This is a genomic window from Corynebacterium sp. NML98-0116 (assembly GCF_001767255.1).
Classification (GTDB): domain Bacteria; phylum Actinomycetota; class Actinomycetes; order Mycobacteriales; family Mycobacteriaceae; genus Corynebacterium; species Corynebacterium pseudogenitalium.
This window is the reverse complement of sequence record NZ_CP017639.1, coordinates 1,609,852-1,626,697: the sequence shown is the minus strand read 5'-3', so window position 1 is coordinate 1,626,697 and position 16,846 is coordinate 1,609,852. Positions and strand designations below refer to the sequence as shown.

The 16,846-nt window shown below is 62.4% G+C and carries 15 protein-coding genes and 1 tRNA gene; 7 read left to right on the top strand and 9 right to left on the bottom strand.

Annotated features, from left to right (window positions below):
- The first annotated feature begins 7 nt into the window (after nucleotides 1–7).
- Together BJP05_RS07395 and BJP05_RS07390 are read left to right on the top strand one after the other, a co-directional pair.
- Nucleotides 8–1,465, top strand: coding sequence for an NCS2 family permease (locus BJP05_RS07395; RefSeq protein WP_240492729.1), 1,458 nt, complete (start codon nucleotides 8–10; stop codon nucleotides 1,463–1,465).
- 9 nt (nucleotides 1,466–1,474) lie between these two features.
- Nucleotides 1,475–2,314, top strand: a complete 840-nt coding sequence (locus tag BJP05_RS07390; protein ID WP_070363559.1) for an RNA methyltransferase — start codon at nucleotides 1,475–1,477, stop codon at nucleotides 2,312–2,314.
- Here BJP05_RS07390 and BJP05_RS07385 read toward each other — a convergent pair.
- From BJP05_RS07385 to serC, 3 genes are read right to left on the bottom strand one after another with little or no spacing between them, the layout of a single operon-like run.
- Nucleotides 2,274–3,122 (bottom strand): hypothetical protein, encoded by an 849-nt coding sequence (locus BJP05_RS07385; protein WP_070362858.1) that lies wholly within the window; start codon nucleotides 3,120–3,122, stop codon nucleotides 2,274–2,276. The two genes, BJP05_RS07390 and BJP05_RS07385, sit on opposite strands and share 41 nt — an antisense overlap.
- Nucleotides 3,123–3,131: 9 nt before the next feature.
- Nucleotides 3,132–4,058, bottom strand: a complete 927-nt coding sequence (gene sepH / locus BJP05_RS07380) for a septation protein SepH (RefSeq protein WP_070362857.1) — start codon at nucleotides 4,056–4,058, stop codon at nucleotides 3,132–3,134.
- Nucleotides 4,059–4,112: 54 nt separating this feature from the next.
- Entirely contained in the window at nucleotides 4,113–5,240 is a 1,128-nt protein-coding gene (serC, locus tag BJP05_RS07375) for a phosphoserine transaminase (RefSeq protein ID WP_070362856.1), read from the bottom strand.
- A gap of 269 nt (nucleotides 5,241–5,509) precedes the next feature.
- Here serC and BJP05_RS07370 point away from each other — a divergent pair, with 269 nt between their 5' ends.
- From BJP05_RS07370 to BJP05_RS07360, 3 genes are all read left to right on the top strand, one after another.
- The gene (locus tag BJP05_RS07370; RefSeq protein ID WP_070362855.1) at nucleotides 5,510–6,805 is read left to right on the top strand and encodes a citrate synthase; all 1,296 of its coding nucleotides are present in this window, start codon (nucleotides 5,510–5,512) and stop codon (nucleotides 6,803–6,805) included.
- Between the two features lie 99 nt (nucleotides 6,806–6,904).
- Complete coding sequence (locus BJP05_RS07365) at nucleotides 6,905–7,264, top strand: FKBP-type peptidyl-prolyl cis-trans isomerase (protein WP_070362854.1); 360 nt, start codon at nucleotides 6,905–6,907, stop codon at nucleotides 7,262–7,264.
- 9 nt (nucleotides 7,265–7,273) lie between these two features.
- Nucleotides 7,274–8,110, top strand: a complete 837-nt coding sequence (locus BJP05_RS07360) for an aldo/keto reductase (protein WP_070362853.1) — start codon at nucleotides 7,274–7,276, stop codon at nucleotides 8,108–8,110.
- Between the two features lie 88 nt (nucleotides 8,111–8,198).
- On the opposite strand, the gene BJP05_RS07355 is transcribed toward BJP05_RS07360, so the two are convergent.
- The 5 genes from BJP05_RS07355 to BJP05_RS07335 all read right to left on the bottom strand — a co-directional run bounded on the left by BJP05_RS07355 (nucleotide 8,199) and on the right by BJP05_RS07335 (nucleotide 13,027).
- Nucleotides 8,199–9,005, bottom strand: a complete 807-nt coding sequence (locus BJP05_RS07355; protein WP_070362852.1) for a DUF1906 domain-containing protein — start codon at nucleotides 9,003–9,005, stop codon at nucleotides 8,199–8,201.
- A gap of 19 nt (nucleotides 9,006–9,024) precedes the next feature.
- Nucleotides 9,025–10,191 carry a YibE/F family protein gene (locus BJP05_RS07350; RefSeq protein ID WP_070362851.1) on the bottom strand — a complete coding sequence of 389 codons (1,167 nt, stop codon included), beginning with the start codon at nucleotides 10,189–10,191 and terminating at the stop codon, nucleotides 9,025–9,027.
- 50 nt (nucleotides 10,192–10,241) lie between these two features.
- The gene (locus tag BJP05_RS07345; RefSeq protein ID WP_070362850.1) at nucleotides 10,242–11,732 is read right to left on the bottom strand and encodes a gluconokinase; all 1,491 of its coding nucleotides are present in this window, start codon (nucleotides 11,730–11,732) and stop codon (nucleotides 10,242–10,244) included.
- 21 nt (nucleotides 11,733–11,753) lie between these two features.
- Nucleotides 11,754–12,293 (bottom strand): YceI family protein, encoded by a 540-nt coding sequence (locus tag BJP05_RS07340; protein WP_070362849.1) that lies wholly within the window; start codon nucleotides 12,291–12,293, stop codon nucleotides 11,754–11,756.
- 95 nt (nucleotides 12,294–12,388) lie between these two features.
- The gene (locus BJP05_RS07335; RefSeq protein WP_070362848.1) at nucleotides 12,389–13,027 is read right to left on the bottom strand and encodes a triacylglycerol lipase; all 639 of its coding nucleotides are present in this window, start codon (nucleotides 13,025–13,027) and stop codon (nucleotides 12,389–12,391) included.
- A gap of 20 nt (nucleotides 13,028–13,047) precedes the next feature.
- On the opposite strand from BJP05_RS07335, the gene BJP05_RS07330 reads away from it, so the two are divergent.
- Nucleotides 13,048–14,265 (top strand): alpha/beta hydrolase family protein, encoded by a 1,218-nt coding sequence (locus BJP05_RS07330; protein ID WP_070362847.1) that lies wholly within the window; start codon nucleotides 13,048–13,050, stop codon nucleotides 14,263–14,265.
- A 50-nt stretch (nucleotides 14,266–14,315) separates the two neighbouring features.
- Nucleotides 14,316–16,691, top strand: coding sequence for a bifunctional lysylphosphatidylglycerol flippase/synthetase MprF (locus BJP05_RS07325; protein WP_168156193.1), 2,376 nt, complete (start codon nucleotides 14,316–14,318; stop codon nucleotides 16,689–16,691).
- 69 nt (nucleotides 16,692–16,760) lie between these two features.
- Here BJP05_RS07325 and BJP05_RS07320 read toward each other — a convergent pair.
- A tRNA-Arg gene (locus BJP05_RS07320) sits at nucleotides 16,761–16,833 on the bottom strand.
- Nucleotides 16,834–16,846 lie beyond the last annotated feature (13 nt).

Here is a 16,846-nt window from a genome sequence, read left to right as displayed (position 1 = left end):
CTTCGCAGTGAGTATTCCAAGCGAATCTTCAACGAAGCAGCCCGCTAGCGGGCTTGATAAATTCTTCCATATCAGTGAGCGAGGCTCGAGCGTCGGCCGCGAAATCCGCGCCGGTATCGTGACCTTCTTTGCGATGGCGTACATCGTGCTCCTGAATCCTCTGATCCTGGGCACGAGCCCCGACCGCGAAGGTGTCGTGCTTGGTATCCCGCAGGTAGCTGCGGTGACGGCCCTTGCCGCCGGTGTGATGTGTATCTTGTTCGGCGTTATTGCTAAATACCCGTTTGGTATCGCTGCGGGCCTTGGCCTGAACACACTCGTTGCAGTGACACTCGTTGGGCAACAGGGCCTGACCTGGCCAGAGGCCATGGGCCTCATCGTGATTGACGGTATTATCATCTGCATTCTTGCGATTTCCGGGTTCCGTACCGCCGTCTTTGAGGCCATCCCGAACTCGATGAAGGTGGCAATGAGTGTCGGCATCGGCATGTTCATCGCGATGATCGGCCTGGTGGACGCCGGGTTCGTGCGCCGCATCCCTGACGAGGCACACACCACTGTCCCGGTGCAGCTGGGCTTCGGTGGTTCGATCGCCTCGTGGCCGACGGCTGTGTTTGTCATCGGCCTGCTCATCTGTGGCTTCATGGTGATCCGGAACATTCCGGGTGGGCTGTTCATCGGCATCGTCGCGACGACGATCATCTCGATGATTGTGGAGTCCTTCGTCGGTGCAGGCTCGTCCGCTGAGAATGACCACGGCTGGTCGCTCGCGGTCCCTGCGCTTCCGGATTCCTTGGGTGGCATCCCGGATCTGTCCCTCGTGGGCAAAATCGACATGGTTGGTGCCTTCGTTGAGGTCGGTGTCGTCGCCGCCAGCCTCCTGGTCTTCACCCTCGTGTTGGCGAACTTCTTCGACGCAATGGGCACCATGACGGCGCTCGGCCGCCAGGCCGGCCTGACCGACGAGAACGACAACCTGCCAGGCATGAAGAAAGCCCTCGTTGTTGAAGGCTTCGGCGCAGTAGTCGGTGGCGCGTTCTCTGGTTCCTCGAACACGGTGTTCGTGGACTCGTCCGCCGGCATTGCTGACGGCGCCCGCACCGGCCTCGCAAACGTGGTCACCGGCATCCTGTTCCTGCTGGCGATGTTCCTCACCCCGCTGTACGAAATCGTCCCAATCGAGGCCGCCGCACCGGTCCTCGTCGTGGTTGGCGCGCTGATGATGATGCAGGTCAGCAACATCGACTGGACCCGTTTCGACGTTGCCTTCCCGGCCTTCTTAACCATCATCATGATGCCGCTGACCTACTCGATTGCCAACGGCATCGGCGTCGGCTTCATCGCGTTTACCGTGATGGCGCTCTTCGCTGGCAAGCGCAAGGACATTCACTGGATCATGTGGCTGATTTCTGCGCTGTTCCTGATCTATTTCGCACAAGGACCGTTGATGTCGCTAATCTCGTAAAGCGTGAGCATAGTTATCGACGACCCCTCCGACCCCCGGCTTGACGATATCCGCGACCTGAAGCACTCAGACCGCGAGAAAGGCCTGGTGTTTGCGGAGGGGCCTCTTGTTGCGGGACGCCTTGTGGAGTCCCGCTTTCCTGTCCGCGCGGTGTTCGGCTTCGGTGGCCGCCTCCAATCTTTTTTGGAGCAGTACGGCGAGCGCCTCGAAGCGGAAGGAATACCGGTCTACGAGATCAGCCGCGCAGTGATGGGGGAGGTCGCCGGCTACGACATGCACCGTGGGCTGTTAGTCTCCGCGGATAAACCCGAACCGCTGAGCGTCGAAGACGTCGTGGCAGATGCCCGCACCCTGGTAATTCTTGAGGGAGTAGGGGACCACGAGAACATCGGTTCCATCTTCCGCAACGCCGCCGGCATGGGCGTTGATGGCGTGCTGTTCGGTGCCGCCACCGCCGACCCGCTCTACCGGCGCAGCGTCCGCGTATCGATGGGCCATGTGCTTCGCACCCCGTTTGCGCACTTTGGCGGCACCCCAACCACGTGGCAGCGCGAGCTCGCACAGCTGCAGGAACAGGGCTGGTGGCTGGTGTCACTGACCCCTGCGGACGATGCCGTGTACCTCTCAGAGGCATTTAACGATCACGAGAAGGTGGCATTTCTCGTCGGTGGGGAAGGCCCTGGGCTCACGCAGCACGCAATGCGCGCGACCGATGTGCGCGCGAAAATCCCCATGGCGCCCGGAACGGATTCACTCAACGTGGCCACGGCTGCGGCGATTGCGTTCTACGAGCGCCAGCGTGACCTCATCAGCCGCGGTCTGCGTGGCGGATTTTCTCCGCAATCGTAGCCTTTAGGTCGCGGGCGCGGCGACGTAGCCCGCGGCCAACGCGCTTTGCTGCTGCGACGGAGGCGTCGGCAAGCTCGGAAAACTCGTCACGCTCTGCCTCTTCGTCGTGCTGCTCGTAGTCGTCGTACGTGTTGGTCTGCTCGGCGAACTTCGCCGCCACCTCGTTGACAGTCTTGGTGCGTGGGGCAGGAGCCTCGACTTTCGGCTCCGGGCGGCCATCCACCGCGTAGCCGATGATGTGCACATCCGGACCGTCCTCGCCGACCTCGATACCCAACCACGCGCGCTCAGCCTCGCGCATCAGCGCTGGCGGCTCGAACGGTAGCGAAATGCCGCCGAGCTGGGGTGCGGTTTCCCCGGCCCAGTACGGGGCCTCGAACGGGTCCGGCAAGCCGACGTCCTCGAAGACGTGGTCGCGGGTGGCAGAGAACGCGCGGCGCAACGTCTCACCCTGGTAGTGGGCGATCGCCGCGTAGTCCGAATCGGTGCCTTCCGCGTAGACGTAGGTGTCAGCGCTAGGCAGTGCGGTGCGCAGCGCCTTGGCGGTTTCGCTGATGCGCTCGGCGTCCGTGACAAAGAAACGGACAACCGCAACTCCCGGGTACCCCGCGATGTAATACTCGTCCACACCAGGAACCGAGGAACGATTCAGCGGGAACTGGCCAATCGGGGTAATAGGCCACGCCGGGTTAACCTGTGCGAGCAGCTTTCGGCCGAACCCACGGTCCGCCTTCGGCTCGCCCTCGAGCACGTCCTCCGGGTGTGCGACGTTGACAAACCAGCAGGTAACCACGGCGTTATGAGACATAGCGGGGCCCTACTTTCGCGGCCGCTTCGTGTTTGTTCGGACCCCCAACAGGACATCTTCCCAGTGCGGAGTTACAGCTTTTCGACGCCTCTTCTGCGGCTGCGGTGCCTCATCCGGGTGCTGCAAGAAGTCACCGGTCGCGATTGCATCCTCGTCCGAAGCAGCGGGGGCATCGGTGGCGTCTTCGCCCTCATCGACGTCTTGATCGATAGCCGTGAGTGAACGAACTGGCTGCACAAAATCCGGGTCTGTGAGGTCTGCAGCGATGGAGTTTCGCGCCTCCGTCGTCGGTGCGGAACCCATCTGGCGGTGGAAGGACCACAAGGCCTCGTTTTCGCTTAAGCCTGCCTGCCACCGGACATGCACCACCCAGTCATCGCCGGGCTCACGGGTTGCGTCCCAGGTGGCGTCGCTAAGCGAATGCCCGCGGGCAGCGAATGCGGTGGCGAGGATTTCGAACAGCGTCAGCTTCGCTGGGCCGTCCTCGCGCATCGGGTGCGACTGCTTTGCGGCCTCGGCAACCTGCGAGCGCTCCAGGAGCACCGGGTGGGCGTACGGGTCGATCCGGCTTTCAGCCACCCCCATCTCCTCAGCCAACTCGGACGGCTGGGTGCCGGAGCGGATGCGCGCCTGGATCTGGTTCGGGCGCATCGAAAGCGGGGTGGAGTACAGCGGGTCCGGTTCCGGCAGGCTGCGGGGCTTCTCCTCGGAGGCTGTCTCCGCTGCGTCCTCGGAGTGCTCGTCACCGAGTGCATTGTCAGCGTCAGCGGATGGTTCCTGCGCGTCCGGTGCAACCTCAAGCTCAGGCTTGATGGATTCCTCCTCAGCCACGGCCTGCATCTCGGAACGCGCGAGCTGGTAACGGATGCCCTCGTCATCTCGGAGGACGAAGAACGTCTCCGTGGACTCCTCATCCATGAGGTACAACTCGCGCATGTGGCTCCTTTCCGCTGACAAATACCTCCACCAGCTTAGCCCATTTGTTCTGGACTACTTCTGGCCCACGCCCTGTTCGATCAGATAGTCAATAGACTTGGTCAGATGCTTGACGTCCTCGGACTTGATTGCAGGGAACAGACCGATGCGCAACTGGTTGCGGCCAAGCTTGCGGTACGGCTCCGTATCCAGGTAACCATTCTGGCGAAGCGCCTTAGCCAGCTCAGCTGCGTCGATGCGCTCGTCGAAATCGATCGTACCGACGACCTTGGAACGGGCAGCAGGGTCCTCGACGAACGGTGTTGCAAACTCGTGGTTGTCAGCCCACTTGTACAGCAGGGAGGACGAAGCCGTCGTGCGAGCAACCATCGCATCCAACCCGCCGAGCTCGTTCATCCAACGAACCTGCTCCGCCAGCATCAACAGAGGGCTGATTGCCGGGGTGTTGTACGTCTGGTTCTTCCGTGAGTTATCGACGGCCGTCTGCAAGTTCAGGAACGCGGGGATGAAGCGGCCAGACGCCTGGATCTTTTCAATGCGCTCCAGGGCGGCTGGGCTCATCACGGCGAACCACATGCCGCCGTCAGAAGCGAAGCACTTCTGTGGCGAGAAGTAGTAGACGTCCGCCTCGTGCACATTGACGGGGAGGCCGCCGGCGCCGGAGGTAGCGTCGATAACTACGAGTGCATCGGTGTCCGGGCGGCGAACTGGGACCATCGCGCCGGTGGAAGTCTCGTTGTGTGCCCACGCAACGACGTCGGCGTCAGCGCCGTCGAGCTCGTGCGGCGAAGGTGCGGTGCCGGGTGCGGAGTCCACGATCTGCGGATCAGCCAGCCATGGTGCGGCGGCCGAGGCCTTCGCAAACTTTCCAGAAAACTCACCGAACGTCAGGTGTGCAGACTTCGTCTCGATGAGGCCGAAGGTAGCGGCGTCCCAAAAGGCGGTCGCGCCTCCGAGCGAAAACACGATTTCGTAGCCTTCCGGAAGGCTGAAGAAGTCGTGCAAACCTTGGCGGACCTCACCCACAAGATTCTTCACAGCTGGCTGGCGGTGAGAGGTACCAATGATGTCCGCGCCCTTCGCGATAGCCTCTAGCTGCTCCGGGCGAACCTTTGAAGGGCCGCAGCCAAAACGCCCATCGCTAGGAAGCAGAGCTGGGGGAAGAACCGGAAATGTTTGCATGACAGCCTTTCCTGTAACAGGGGGTAGAGAAACTTGACGACGCCACTCGCGTCTCACTGCATCTTATTACCCAACGACGCGCCCGGGGCGCCTTTCGCCAGCTCTTTTCCGGATGCTTGAAAATCGAACAAATGGGGGTGTGGTGGTCAATAGATTTATTGAGTTGTGTCGGGCGAGTCACATTTTTTGCTAGCATTGCGGGAGTAAATTGCAACCTCCTTGCATCCCGCAAGGAATAGGGTTTCCGAAACTTCTGAGAAAGGTTTGCTATGGCTTCTGAAGGTCAAGACAAAGCTGTACTTCACTACCCAGGTGGCGAATTCGAAATGGACATCAAGTCCGCCACCGAGGGCAACGACGGAGTGGTGCTAGGCAACCTCCTCGGGGAGACTGGGCTTGTCACCTTCGATCCGGGCTACGTGTCCACTGGCTCGACCGAGTCGAAGATCACCTACATCGATGGCGCCAACGGCATTCTGCGTTACCGCGGCTACGACATCGCTGAACTGGCGCAGAATGCAACGTTCAACGAGGTGTCGTACCTCCTCATCAATGGCGAGCTTCCAACGACGGATGAGTACAAGAAGTTCAACTCCGAGATTCGTCACCACACGCTTCTCGACGAAGACTTCAAGGCCGCGTTCAACGTCTTCCCGCGCAACGCACACCCAATGGCGGTGCTGGCGTCGTCCGTGAACATTCTTTCTGCTTACTACCAGGACCAGCTGGATCCGCTCGACGAGGAGCAGCTGGACAAGGCAACCGTTCGCCTGATGGCGAAGGTGCCGATGCTGGCGGCGTACGCATACCGTGCATCCCGCGGTAAGCCGTACATGTACCCAGACAACTCGCTGAACGCACGCGAGAACTTCCTCCGCATGATGTTCGGCTACCCAACCGAGCCGTACGAGGTCGACCCGATCCTGGTGAAGGCTCTGGACAAGCTGCTGATTCTGCACGCAGACCACGAGCAGAACTGCTCCACCTCCACGGTCCGCATGATTGCTTCCGCGCAGGCGAACATGTTCGTCTCCATTGCAGGCGGCATCAACGCGCTGGCAGGCCCGCTGCACGGTGGTGCAAACCAGGCTGTGCTCGAGATGCTCGAGGACATTAAGGACAACCACGGCGGCGACGCCACCGACTTCATGAACCGCGTGAAGAACAAGGAAAAGGGCGTCCGCCTGATGGGCTTCGGCCACCGCGTGTACAAGAACTACGACCCACGCGCAGCGATCGTCAAGGAGACCGCACACGAGGTGCTGGAGCACCTCGGTGGCGACGAGCTCCTGGACCTGGCGATGAAGCTCGAGGAGATCGCGCTGAAGGACGACTACTTCATCTCGCGCAAGCTCTACCCGAACGTAGACTTCTACACCGGTCTGATCTACCGCGCGATGGGCTTCCCGACGGACTTCTTCACCGTGCTCTTCGCCATCGGCCGTCTCCCGGGCTGGATCGCACAGTACCGCGAGCAGCTGGCGATGAACTCCAAGATCAACCGTCCACGCCAGATCTACACCGGCTACACGAAGCGCGACTTTGTGCCGCGTGACCAGCGATAATCTCTAGCGTTCACCGCCGGGTACGTATCTTCCTTTATACTTTGGGGATATGTACCCGGCGGTTTCGCCATGAATGAACGACGCAAGGAGTATTCACGTATGGAAAAGCCCACGATTGAGGTACCTGAAGCACCTGCCCCAACGGACCTTGTCATCGAGGATCTCGTAGTCGGCGACGGAGCCGAAGCTGTAGCAGGCGGTTATGTGCAGGTGCACTACCTGGGTGTTGACTATGCAACCGGTGAAGAGTTCGACTCTTCGTGGGACCGCGGCGAGGCCGCGGAGTTCCCGTTGGCTGGCCTCATCGCGGGTTGGCAAGAGGGCATCCCGGGGATGAAGGTTGGCGGTCGCCGCAAGCTGACGATTCCGCCGGAGAAGGCGTACGGCCCTGCTGGTGGCGGCCACCCGCTCTCCGGCCTGACGCTGGTGTTCATTATCGACCTGCTTGACGCGCGCTAAGGATTCGATATGCGCATTCCAGTGACAACACTCAACGACGGTTATGATTTTCCGCTGCTAGGTCTGGGCACTTACAAGCTGCAAGGTGAAGACTGCGTCAACATCGTGCGGCGAGCTATTGAGTTGGGCTACCGCCACATCGACACTGCCTCCTTTTACGGCAATGAGGAGCAGGTTGGGCGCGCGGTCGCCGACGCGATTGCGGCCGGTGATGTGACTCGCGAAGAGCTATTCATCACCTCGAAGCTATGGAACGATGACCAGACTCGTGCAGCGGAAGCCTACGAGGAGTCGCTGCAGCGGATGGGGCTCGAGTTTATCGATCTCTTCCTCGTGCACTGGCCGTGGCCGCAGCACGGGACCTTCGTGCAAGCGTACGAATCTTTGGTGCAGCTGCAGGGCATGGGCCGGTTGCAGTCGGTAGGCGTGGCGAACTTCTATGAAGAGGTGCTCGATGAGATCATCGCGCACACCGGCGTCGCGCCAGTGCTCAACCAGGTGGAGCTGCACGCAGGGTTTACTCAGCAGGAGCTGCGCGCCTACCACCAGGAAAAGGGGATTGTCACCGAGGCGTGGGCGCCGCTCGCGCGAGGCGCGAACCTTGACGATCCGGTGTTTACTCGCCTCGCCGAGAAGCATGGCCGGACCCCGGCGCAGATTGCGCTCGCGTACGTGATGAGCCTGGGATGCTCGGTTGTGCCGAAGACGGCGAATCCAGTTCGCCTCGAGGAGAATCTCGGGGCGGTCGAGGTCGAGCTTTCGCAGGAAGATATCGCAGCGCTCGACGCGTTGAGCGGCGAGCGGATGTCGAATGACCCGCGCGAGTTCCCGGGAGACCCTAGCTAGCACAAACGCAAGGACCCCGGTGCGGCGAGCCTTTACGCTCTGTGCACCGGGGTTTTGCCATGTCCTGGTGACGCTACTTTGCGTGACGCTACTTCGGCAGCAGCGCGCGCCAATCAAAGCGTGATGAAAGCTGGGAGCTGCCCAGGTCGCCAAGGGTGAAGCCGGGGCCACGTCGCCCAGGGGTCCACTGGCCCCAATCGGCGCTGTAGACGTTGTTGATGTCCACCGTGACGCCGTCGATCACTCCGGTCCACTTTGCTTTCTGGTGGATGTTTGCGCGCGGGTGCAGTTTGCCGCCGGAGCCCCAGTCGTGCTGCCAGAAGAACGAGCCGATGCCGTCCTCGATGCACCACTGGATCACGTTGATGTTTCCGTATACACCGGTCTGGTAGCCGCCAAGCGTCAGCGCCGCGGAGAACGCCCGGAGGTAGGGGCGGATCTGGTTCAGGTACTGGGAACGCGAGGGGTTGTCGTCGATCGAGATGTAGATCGGGCGGCCGGTTGGGCCGCCGGCGGAGGCGTGGAGGCGCATCGCCTCCGGTGCGTGGCGGGCGGCAGCAGCGGCGCCGCCGAGCCAGTCGGCGGTCTCGGCACGGCCGAACTGGTAGACGGACGCCGTGGCGAGGTCGTTCGCGGCGAAGTCCTGTGTTTCGCCCAGCGTGACGGGCTTGCCCAGCATCCAGTTCGCGCCGGGGCGGCGCTCCGACACGTAGCGGACAGCGCCGAGGTGCCCGGCGGCCTTTACTGCGCGACCGGACGGAACCCCGCCCGCGTAGTCGATCACGGTGCCGAGGATGCGGCCCTGGGCGTGGGCTTGCGCGGTGGAGCCAAGGGTTGCGCCCGCGAGAGCGAGTGCGGTGGTTTGAAGGAAGCGGCGTCGATTAAAAGTAGTCACACCCGTAACTCTAGCAACATTACTGTTGGGGTTGGGGAGCGCGGATTGTCCACGCGGCAATCGCCGTGGTGATCGGCACTGCCAGGACCAACGCGATCGCGCCGATACTCGAACGCATGATCTCGGTGGCCACCACGTCGGAGGTGAGCACCTGGGTCAGCGGCCGGTCGGCGACCTGGAGCAGCATCGACAGGGGGAGGGCAGCGCCCATATACGCCAGGACCAGGGTGTAGACCATCGACGCAATGTGGTCGTGGCCGACCTTCATCGCGGAGGTGAACACGGTGCGGGGCCGGGCGTCGGGCGAAGTCTCATACAGCTCCTGCACCGTTGAAGCCTGCGCAATGGTGACGTCGGTGAGCACGCCGAGGGCGCCGATGATGAATCCGGCGAGCATGATGCCTGGCACTTGCACCTGGGGGAGGTACATGTGGATGAGGAGGTTGTTTTCGTCGGCAAGGCCGCGCAGCTGCGTCGTATCGATGGCGAGGTGCGCGGCGAGTGCCGCGAGCCCCAGCGCGGTCAGGGTGCCAGCCAGGGCTGACGCGGACTTCCAATTCCTGCCGTGCACAACAAAGATGACAGGGAAGAGCACCGCCGCCCCTGTCACCAGGGAAAGCCCTACGGGGCTGTAGCCGAGCAGCAGCCCGGGGACCAGGAAGCCGAAGATGACGAGCAAGGTGCACAGTAGGCCGAAAATCGCGCGCACCCCGCGCCATGCCCCAACCACGACGACGACCAGCAGCGTGAGTGCGAGCCACAGCCCAAGCGGTATCGAGCGATCCATGTCAAGGAAGGAGTACGAAGTCTCGGGGCTGTGGTGCACCGAGAGCACCACGCGGTCGCCGACCGAAAGCTCCGGGGTGCCCGGCTGCTGCGCTGTCTCGATCGTGGTGGTGCCTCCGGACTTGAGCTCGACGCGCAGGAAGTCGCACTCAGGGTGGTTCGGCGTTGCGACGCCACCACAGGGAGCCACCGAGTGCTCAATGACGGTTGCCTTGACGGTTTCCGCCGTTGACGTCTGGGTCTGCTCAAACCCGGGCAGGACCTCTGGCTGCTTGCCGCCCGGCCACAGTAGGGCGAGGCCCACTACCGTGGCGATGCCCGCAATCGCGAGGAACGCTACGAGCGCGCCGCGTGCCGTGCGCAGCGGGGATGGCGATGACTGGGTTGCGTGGCGTGCCAACGAAGCTCCCTTGTGAGAACAGTACTGAGACAATCAGACTGATTGTAGAGCTACTGTACAACTAACGTGCGGTACGCAGCCTCGAAGCGGTCGCGGAGCTCCCTGAAGTACTCGGCGTGTGCATCCACGTTGCGGTGTCCTTGGCCGAACGGCGGGGTCGCTCTCTTTACTTCAGGGGCGATGTCTTCCAGCGCGATGAGCACGGTACCGCGCAGGGTGGCGCGCTTCATCTCCAGGGGGACGACGTCGCAACCAAGCGCATCGGCGAGCACCGACAGCCACGCCGGGTGGTCGGCCGTGACGCGCCCGGAGGCGACCACGCGCTCGGGGAGTGCGCCTGCCTCCTTGAGCTGCTCGTAGACGCGAAGATACGACATCGCGATGCCTTCAAACACGCCCCGCCACAAATCAGCCGGTGTAGTTGCCGCGGTGACGCCCAAGAGCTGCGCTTGCGCGCTCGCGGCCCAGCCGGTGGAGCGCTCGCCGGTAAAGAACGGCAGCACTAGCGGGGCGCGCTCTGGGCCGGCAGACAGCACCGCGGCGATCTCATCCGGGGCCACCGGCTGGATGGTTTCCTCGAGCCAGGTGACGGCACGCCCGACGTCGTTGAGCGCGCCGCCCAAGATGGCCTTGTCTCGTGCGATGCGGTAGCACCACAGTCCCTCTGGGATGCGAGCTGGCACCTCCGGGAGTATGACGCGCATCGCGCCGGAGGTCGCCGCGGCTACCGCGATAGTGTCGGGGCCGGTCGCGCCGGGGCCGACATTGGACGGCCAGCCGTCTGGGATGCAGTGGAACCACGCAACCCCATTGAGCGCGGGCCACGCGGTGTCATCCGGGTAGTCGGGTTCGTCGGGGAAGCGCAGCGGCTGGATCATGTCGTGCGGGATGTCGATGGCGTCGAGAATCTCGGTGTCGAGCTTCCCCGTGTGCGCATTGGCGACGCCCGACCACGCCGCGGTAGAGACGGCCAGGCCATGGATGCCCGCGAGCTTGTGGTACACGTACTCGCCGATCGTCATGATCGTGGCTGCGCGCGCAAACTCGGGCAGCTGCTCCTTTGCCCAGGCGAGGCGCGCCGGGTGGTAACTCGTGTGGAGGCGCACGCCGGTGCGCTGGTGGTACTCGGCCTCGTCGATTGTGTTGCGGAGCTGCTCGACGTAGTCGCGGGATTGCGAATCGGCGTAGGTGTACAGCGGGGTCAGGGCGTCGCCGTGGGCGTCGACAAGGAGGAGGCTCGAGGCGAACGAGTCCATGCAGACGGCCTCAATGCGCAGGTCATGCGCTGCGGCGAACGCGACGGTGTCGTCGATAACCTTGCGGACCTCGGCGACGACCTGGTCGGCGTCGATGGTGCTCGCGCCGTCAGCGGTGGTAGTAAACGCGTGCGCAACGCGCTGCTTCGCGCCCTTGACGGGGCGGCCGGTGGCGTCGTAAAGGCCGCCGCGGCTCGCGGTAGAGCCGACGTCGATGCCGAGGACGTACGGCCCGCGGGAGTCCTGTACGGGGACCGACATGGTTGGGATCTTCGAAGCACTCATGCCTCGATGGTACGGCAGAGACTAGGCGCTCTGCTTGATCGCGGAGCCCTCAATTTCAATGGCGACCTTCTCACTCACGAGCATGCCGCCCGAGTTGAGCGGGGCCTGGAAATCGATGCCGAAATCGGTGCGGTTAATTGACGTGCTGGCCTCGAACCCGATGCGCGTGTTACCGAACGGGTCCCCCTCGACGCCGAAGGTCTCAACCTCGAACGTGACTGGCTTCGTGGTGCCCTTGATGGTCAGATCACCCGTGACGGTGCCGTTGCCGGCATTATCTACGTTGAATGCCGTGGAGGTAAACGTCATTTCCGGGTGCTTCTCCACATCGAAGAAGTCCTCGCCGCGCACGTGTGCGTCGCGGTCCTCGTTTCGGGTATCGACGCTCGCGGTCCGGACCGTGCCCTGTGCCGTGCTTGCTGCCAGATCGTCGGTGAGCGTGATGGTGGCGTCGTGGTCGGTAAACTCGCCGCGGACCTTCGTCACCATCGCGTGGCGGACGGTGAAGCCGATGGAGGAGTGTGCCGGGTCGAGCTTGTATGTACCGGTGAGCTGAGACATGATTCCTACTGTCGTTGACGTGTCATCAAAAATGATTGCAGGTGCGAGTGTAGGTGATTATTGGTGACGTATCAACAATGTAGGGTTGTTGCTGTTCAGTCGGTGCCGGAAGGGCATACCCCGAGCGCCGCCAGGATCTCATTCGTCCGCAACGCCAGCGCCGCATGCGATACACCAGACACCTCGATCACGTCTCCCCACCGTGACGACCACGCTGGAACAATGCGGTCAGCATCCGAAACGATGGAGACGATTTCGGTACCGGAAGGGGCCACTGGCTCCTCCCGGAAATGCTCCAATTCGACGAACGCGTCGCCAACCACTGCCCGAACAAGTCCAGGCGGAAACAGACGCGCAATGCCGTGCGTGCCACGCCACGAGGCTCCGAGGCCCACGATCGTGCCGCAGCGCGCGGCGATTGCGCTCAGCTGAACAGCCCTCAGCCCGATCAGCGCGCCATACGAGTGCCCCACAACATCGACCTGCTGCGCAGCCAGGCTGTCGAGGAACGCCGCAATCTCTTGGGACGAGGCGTCGATACCTGCCGTTGCCCGATGGCCGTAGCCAGGCGCAATCAACCCAATCCCATGTTTTTCCAGTGCGTGTGCAAGGCGGCGGAAGACAAAAGGGGAGGAGCCAGTGCCATGGAGGGCCACAACGATGCGGCCTGTTGTCTGGGAGTTCGCTGTTGAAGGGGATGGAAGTATCCGTGGCACGTAGGAAAGCAACGCCATAGCGTCTTAAACTACTCGCCGTGGATGCAATCCGTTCGTTATCCGTGGTCAGCACAGGCGCGACCTGGGCGATCTACCTCTCTTTAGCTGCTTCCGTGGTTGTCGCGTTGTGGTACGGCCGTCAGCACCGGCGCATTGCACTCGCAATCGCGGCAGCGCTGCTCGCAGCGGCGTACCTGTTGCTCACGGTGTGGCCGAAGCCGTTCCCGGATGCAATTCCGTGGCACATCTACGCCAGCTGTGCAGCTGCCGTGTTCGTGGTGGCGACCATCTTCTTGGCGCCGCGGTGGCGGTGGCGCCTCGCCCCGCTCGCAGTGATTCCTTTGATGCTGGCGTACCTCGCGGTCAACCTTGTTTATGAGCAGTACCCGACCCTCGGGTCCTTCCGCCCGGTCCCGGTCACCGTGTCCATGAATTTGGATCAGTTCCGCGAAACGACGACCGCCCCGACCCTCGACGGCAGGGAAGTGGGCGCCCTAGTGACCCTGCCTGCCCCACCGCTGCGCGATGCAATTGTGTACGTTCCGCCCGCCTACTGGCATGGCGAGCACCTACCGGTCCTCGTGCTGCTCGCGGGAAGCCCCGGCAGCCCAATCCGGTGGTTTGACGAAGGCGGGGCGCAACAGACGCTCGACGACTACCAAGTTGCACACGACGGCGTAGCCCCCATTGTCGTCAGCGCGGACGGCACAGGAACAACCACGGGGAATCCCGGGTGCGTGGACGGCCCGGATCTGCAAATCCAAACCTACCTGGCCCAGCAAATTCCACAGCTGGTCAAGGACAATTTCCGTGTGAAAGAAGACCAACGCACGTGGGCAATCGGTGGGTTAAGCTACGGCGGCACGTGCGCACTCCAAGTGATTACCAACGATCCCACGGCCTACGGGACGTTCCTCGACTATTCGGGTGAGGCCGAACCGAACCTAGGCGGGCACCAACGGACCGTCGACGTGCTGTTCGGCGGCGACGAGGCCGCGTTCCAATCCGTGAACCCGGAAACGCTCCTTCAGGAGGCAATCGGGACTGTGACCTACAAGGGAATCGCTGGCAGGTTTGCCGCCGGCAAGCGTGACCAAGAGGCTATGGCAGCGCTTCCGCACCAAAACGAGCTCGCGAAGAAAGCCGGAATGAGCACCACATTTCGCTCGCTGCCAGGTGGGCACAGCTTCGAAGTGTGGCGAGTGGCGTTGCGCCAAGACATTGACTTCGTTGCTCAACGCGGAGGAATTCAATGAAACACTTGATCAGCACCTGTTTGAGGAAAGTTCCAGTCACGCTCGGCCTCTTGAGTATCGCTTGGGCTGCGTATTTAGCCTGCGTATTGTCGGGTGCGGCCCCGCGGGAGGCTTTCGGATTGCGCCTTCCCGTTGATCCCGACCTTTGGCACTGGGCCACCGCAGGGCTGACCGCAGGTAACCTCGTCGGGCTCATCCTGGCCACTGTCGCAGCGCTGCTATTCGCAGTTCCAGCCGAGGTGCGACTTGGCTCTGCTCGCTTCGCGGTTGTGGCGACGGCTTCCGAGTTTGTAGCGCTTCCTTTCGGCTTCATCATCGGTAGTGCCATCGAGCGAGCAGGCTTTAACCTGTGGGGCCCAGACCTTGCCAACGAGACCTTTGTGTCTCCGGTCGCGTGGATCTTCGGGCCCGCCGCATTCGCCACTGCCTTCATGGGCGTGCTGTGGCGACGCCGCCTCCGCCTCGTGATGCTTGCGATGATGGCGACCCTTGTGCTCTACGACGGCTCACTCTCAGGCGTCGTTGCACTTGTCGCCATTGTCGCAGGGGCCGTCGCGGGCGTCCTTGTCACGGACACTGGTACCCCACGCAGAATGTCGCTGCGTGAATCACGGGTCCTGGTGGCTGCCCTGTTTCTCAGTGTTGCAATCGGGCCAGTTATCACGGCGATCAACCCCGCTGCACAGGGGCCTTTCGCAGGAGCGAGCAAGCTGATGTGGGAGCCGACAGTCGCAGGGCATTTAGTAGCCCAGCGGTGCGCTGACGCTACATCCGTCGCCTGCGCGGAAGCGATGGCGGTAAACAGTCAACATGGCCTCGGTCCCTTGCTGATGAATGCCCTGCCTATCGTTTTGTCAGCCATCCTTGCGCTGGGGCTCGTGCATGGCAGGAAACTGGCATGGTGGGCAGCCATCCTCGTCAGCGTTGGATCCATTGCGGTGATCTGCTGGCAAACAATCGGTGGGGGAGCAGACGGCTCTACCGCTGTGAACACAATACTGGTAGTTCTCCCGTGGCTGGTCACCATTGCAGTCCTCATTGCCACTCGCCGCCGGTTCACGGTTCCGTCCAACTGGTACCGTGGCGCGGCGATCATAGGAGGGACGTGGTTAGCAACCGCAGCACTGTGGACCTGCGGAGCCTGGGTTGTGCGAGACGGCATCCTCGGAGGAGCGTCGATAAGCGCGCTGCTTGCTGAGCTGCCGAACAGGTACCTCCCACCCGTGGTAGCTGTGCTGGCTCCAACGCATGCGTTCCCCATCAGCTCCGTGGCGTGGATCTTCTACGAATGGGTGGGAATCATATTCTGGATTACCGCGCTGATTGCACTGTTTGAGGTACTGTCCGCGCCGCCGTCCGAAGCACACGCGCAGGACCGCCAGCGAGCCCGGGAGATTCTGGTCCATGGGTCCGGTGACCACCTCGCGTGGATGGGGCTGTGGGAAAGAAACCGCTACTTTTTCTGCGGGACGGACTCCGGCGACGGAGAAGGCGTCGTCGCGTACCGCGTCTCCTACAACGTCGCTGTCACGGTCGGAAGTCCCGTGCACTGCGGCACGATGACGGAAGAAGCCGTTGCCACTGCGTTTGAAGAGTTTGCCGCACGTCAAGGCTGGAGAGTCGCGTGGTACTCAGTGCCTGGCACCTTTGCTCGCCCCGACTTCCGACGCATCCACGTCGCCGAAGAATCCATGTTGTTGACGGACAACATCGAGTTCAAAGGCAAGAAGTTCCAGAACATCCGAACCGCGCGCAACCGTGCGGCGAAAGAAGGCGTGCGCGCCGTGTGGACGAGCTGGGCCGAAAGCCCAGTGGAAATGCGTGAGCGCATCGTCGCGCTCTCAGAACAATGGGTCGCGGATAAAGCGCTTCCAGAAATGGGCTTCACCCTGGGAGGGCTCGACGAGCTCCGCGACCCGGACACCAAACTCCTCCTCGCAGTGGGCGACGACGGCAGCCTGCACGCAGTAACAAGCTGGCTGCCCGTCTACGAGGGCGGCGCCCTCGTCGGCTACACCCTTGACTTCATGCGCCGCGACGCGAACGGGTTCCGGCCAGCCATCGAATTCCTTCTCGCGGAAAGCACCCGCATCGCTGCCGAGCAAGGACTTGGATGGGTCTCCCTCTCCGGAGCGCCGCTGGCTCGAACGGATGCGCCGGAATCACTCGTAGAAATCATCCTGGATAAGGCCGGTGCGACGATCGAGCCACTCTACGGCTTCCGCTCACTCGCTGCCTCGAAGCACAAATTCCACCCGACGCACCAAGGCTGGTACCTGCTGTACGAAGACGAAATGTCACTCGCCAATATCTCGCTGGCAGTCATTCACTGTTACCTGCCGGACATGAAGAAGTCGGACATGATGACCGTGGTCAAGGAGTTCCTGGGCCGGCCAAATCTTGCGCAAAGAGGGCAGATAAGTTAGTGCATTCGCGTTCTTTGCAGAAATGCGAAACCCCCGCAGCCTATTTGCGCAGGCCGCGGGGGTGTTTTGCGCCCCAGAGAGGATTCGAACCTCCGACACCGGCTTTAGGAGAGCCGTGCTCTATCCCCTGAGCTACTGGGGCAACTCGACTAACA